This is a genomic window from Streptomyces tibetensis (genome assembly GCF_040647715.1).
Taxonomy (GTDB): Bacteria; Actinomycetota; Actinomycetes; order Streptomycetales; family Streptomycetaceae; genus Streptomyces; species Streptomyces tibetensis_A.
The window spans coordinates 1-3,619 of sequence record NZ_JBEZCR010000031.1 but is presented as its reverse complement, the minus strand read 5'-3'; the positions used below and the strand labels follow the sequence as shown (position 1 = coordinate 3,619).

Sequence of the window (3,619 nt, the reverse complement as noted above, 5' to 3'; positions counted from 1 at the left end):
CGGCCAGGTGCAGTGCCACCAGCGACGAAGAGCACGCGGTGTCGATGGTGAGCGCGGGTCCCTGCAGGCCCAGCGTGTACGCCACGCGGCCCGACATGACGCTCGCCAGCGTGCCGGTGAGGAGATGACCGCCGTACTTGTCGGCGGCCTCGCGCGACTGAGTTCCGTATTCCTGTTGGGAGGCCCCGGTGAAGACGCCGGTGCGGGTGGTGCGCAGGGTGTGGGGGGCGATCCCGGCGTGTTCGAGGGCTTCCCAGGAGGTTTCGAGAAGGAGTCGTTGCTGGGGGTCCATGGCGGTGGCTTCGCGGGGGCTGATGCCGAAGAACTCGGCGTCGAACTGGGCCGCGTCGTGGAGGAAGCCGCCGTGGCGGACGTAGCTCTTGCCGGGGGTGCTCGGGTCGGGGTCGTACAGGCCGTCCAGGTCCCAGCCGCGGTCGGTCGGGAACCCGGAGATGGCGTCGGTTCCCGAGGCGACCAGCTCCCACAGGTCGTCGGGCGTGGCCACGCCGCCGGGGTAGCGGCAGGCCATACCCACCACCGCGATCGGCTCATGCCGCGCCGACTCCAGCTCCGCCAACCGCTCGCGTGCGCTGTGCAGATCGCCCATCGCGCGCCGAAGGTACTCCCGCAGCTTCTCCTCGTTCGTTGCGGACACGGTTCTCCTCTGCGTCATCCTCGTGGTGGCCGGGGCAGGCACATGGGTGAACCTGGTCACCGGAACTCGCTGTCGTACAGGTCGAAGAGCTCGTCGTCCGAGGCCGACCTCAGCCGGTCGGTGACCACCTCGGTGAGCGCGCCGTCCGCTTCCGGACCCGCCTGCGCCCCCGTGCCCGGGTCCGGATCAGCGCTGGTGAGAGTGGTGAGCAGGGACCGCAGCCGCTCGGCCGCGCCGACGCGAGCGGCACGGTCGTCCAGGGCCGCGAGGCCGCGCGCGAGCCGGTCGAACGCTGCGGCCAGATCCTCCGGGCCGTCGGTGGCCGGCTCCACGTCCAGGCCGGCCAGCAGGAGTTCGGCCAGCGCGAGCGGCGTCGGATGGTCGAAGACGAGGGTCGCCGGCAGCCGCAGTCCCGTACGCGCGTTGAGCCGGTTGCGCAGATCCACCGCGGTGAGCGAGTCGAACCCGGCGTCCTTGAAGGACCGTTCGGCACTCACCGCACCGGGGTCGCCATGGCCCAGTACCGCGGCGACCTCGGTCCGTACGAGTTCGAGCAGCAGGGGCAGACGCTCGGGGGCCGCGCGGCGCGCCAACCGCTCGGCGAGACCGCTGCCGGTCCCGGTGGAGGCCGCGGTGCCTTCGCTCTCCGGCGCGGGGTGAGCGCGGGACGGGGCATCGGCGAGATCCCGCAGAACCTCCGGCAGCGTGCCGGCACGGGCCGCCTCGCGCAGCGCGGCATGGTCCAGCCGCACCGGCAGCAGCGCGGGTTCCGGCCGGGCCAACGCCCGATCGAACAGGTCCATCGCCGTTCCAGCGTCGAGCGGGGCCACGCCGGAACGCCGGATGCGTGCCGTGTCCGCCCGGTCCAGCCCGGCGGCCATGCCCGTGCCGGTCCACCAGCCCCAGCCCAGCGACAGGGCGGGGTGACCGTCCGCCCGGCGCCGCGCGGCGAGCGCGTCCAGGAAGGCGTTCGCCGCGGCGTAACCGGCCTGGCCCGTGCTCCCCAGAACGCCCGAGACCGAAGAGAACAGCAGCAGGAGAACGGGCCGTTCCCGGTCCCGGGTCAACTCGTCGAAGTGGAGCGCGCCGTCCGCCTTGGGTCCCAGCACCGCGGCGACACGCTCGCGCGTCTGCGCGGAGATCACCCCGTCGTCCAGGATGCCCGCGGTGTGCACCACACAGCTCAGAGGACGCTCGGCGGGGATCCCGGCCAGCAGACGGTCGACGGCCGCCCGGTCGGTGACATCACAGGCCCGGAACTCGACGTCGGCACCCAGACCGTCGAGTTCCGACGCCAACTCGGCCGCCTGCGGCGCGTCCATGCCACGCCTGGAGACCAGCAGCAGATGCCGTACGCCGTACCGGGCCACGAGATGCCGGGCGGTCACGGCAGCCAGTGCGCCCGTCCCGCCGCTGATCAGCACCGTGCCATCCGGATCGAGCAGCCCGGCAGAGCCCGGCCCGCCCGGTTCCGCTTCGGTCCCGTCGGCGGTCAGCGGTACGAGGCGCGGCACACTCGGGCGGCCCTGACGGACCGCGACCTGGGGGGCGTCCACGTCCCCCACGGCGGCCACGACGGCGGGCAGCGCCCGCGAGGACTCCGCCGTGTCGTCGACGTCGATCAGGACGAACCGGCCGGGATGCTCGCTCTGCGTACTGCGGACCAGTCCCCAGGCAGCCGCCCCCGCCGGGTCGTCGGCACCGCCTTCGGGACCGGCCGCGCCCCGGGTGAGGACAACCAACCGCGTGCCGTCGCCGGCCGGTTCCCTGAGGTGGGCCTGGACCGCCTCCAGCACCTCACGGACGGTCAGGTGGACGTCGGCGGTGCGTTCGGTGAGGTCCAGGACGGACGGGTCGGAGCCGCCGGCGCCGATCGATTCCGTGAAGCCGGGAATCGGCACCCAGCTCAGGCGATGGAGCGGAACGGACGGCGCGGCCGGCAACTGCGTGGTGGAGACACGACGCAGCACCAGTGAGCGTGCGACGAACACCGGGGTGCCGTCGCGGTCGGCCGCCGCAAGCGAGACGGCGCCGCCGGGACGCTCGTCCCGCCCGCTGTCCGTCGGGTCCTGCGCCCTGGCGACGCGTACGCGCAGGGTGTGCCCGCCGTTCCGGGGACGCAGCACATCGGTCCACACGAACGGCAGAACCCCGTGCCCGCCGTCGCCCAGCGGATCGAGCAACGCGATGGGATGCAGGGCCGCGTCGAGCAGCGCGGGATGCAGGCCGTAGCCCGCGGCGTCGGTGGCATGGTCGTCGGGCAGCCGTACCTCGGCGAAGATCTCGTCCTCCCGGCGCCACACGGCCCGAAGTCCACGGAACGCGCCCCCGTAGCCCACCCCGGCGGCGGCGAACAGCTCGTACTGGCCCGAGATGTCGACCTCCTGCGCGCCGGGAGGCGGCCAGACGCCGGAGAGCTCCGCGAAGACCCCGCTCCCGATCTCCTCCGACCCGGCCGGGGCGAGCCGACCCGACGCGTGCCGCCTCCAGACGGCTTCGTCCTCCGGCCGGGAGTGAAGACTCACCTCCCGCGTGCCCTCCGGGCTCAGGGCGCCCACGACCGTCCGGACCACCGTGGGAGCGTCGGCGCCCCAGCTCAGGGGCGTTTCCAGGACCAGCTCACTGATACGGGGCAGCCCGATCCGCTCCCCGATCTGCAGCACGATCTCCAGCAGGGCGGTGCCGGGCGCCACGCCCCGGTCCCACACCAGATGGTCGGCGAGCCAGGGAAGGGCGGGGGCGGACAGCGTGCCCGTCCACACCGTGGTGTCGGTCTCCGGCAATTCCGTCACGGCCGCGAGCAGCGGATGCCCCACAGCGGTCACACCCGCCGCGGCCAAGTCGCCGACCGCAGGACGAGGCGGGACAGCCATCCAGTAGCGGTCGCGTTGGAAGGGGTAGGTGGGCAGGTCGAGGTGGTGGGGTTGGGGGGTGGTGGTGTGGAGGGTGGTGGTGTGGCCGGTG

General features: G+C 73.4%; 2 protein-coding genes. Both read right to left on the bottom strand.

What is annotated here, in order from left to right:
• Positions 1-655 (bottom strand): beta-ketoacyl synthase N-terminal-like domain-containing protein (locus tag AB0B29_RS37660; protein WP_436845987.1); only part of this gene is annotated, 655 nt, incomplete at its 3' end.
• Positions 656-711: 56 nt separating this feature from the next.
• Positions 712-3,619: SDR family NAD(P)-dependent oxidoreductase (locus tag AB0B29_RS37655; RefSeq protein WP_362247268.1), on the bottom strand; the 2,908-nt coding region annotated here is incomplete at its 5' end.